The 240-nt window shown below is 54.6% G+C and carries 1 protein-coding gene; it reads left to right on the top strand.

Annotated features, from left to right (window positions below; translation table 11 throughout):
- The coding region (locus PSI23_RS23780) for a lysis system i-spanin subunit Rz (RefSeq protein WP_373567378.1) at positions 1-240 on the top strand (240 nt) is incomplete at both ends.

Genomic DNA, 240 nt, shown 5'->3' with positions numbered 1-240 from the left:
AATGGGCGACTCTCTGGAGAGAATGAGTCACTGACAACTCAGCTATCAGAGAAAAACGCCATCATCACCACCCAGCAAGAGCGAATCAATCAACTCGCAGAACTGGATACCAAACACACTCAGGAACTCGCCCATGCCAAGACTGAAATTGACACTCTTCGGGCTGATGTTGCCGCTGGCCGTCGCAAGCTGCGGATCAAGGCCGTCTGCCCCTCCGTGCCTGAAACCGTTACCTCCGGC

The organism is Xenorhabdus yunnanensis, from assembly GCF_028598805.1.
Classification (GTDB): domain Bacteria; phylum Pseudomonadota; class Gammaproteobacteria; order Enterobacterales; family Enterobacteriaceae; genus Xenorhabdus; species Xenorhabdus yunnanensis.
Note: the sequence above shows the minus strand (reverse complement) of the source record. Positions and strands in the feature narration are given on the sequence as shown.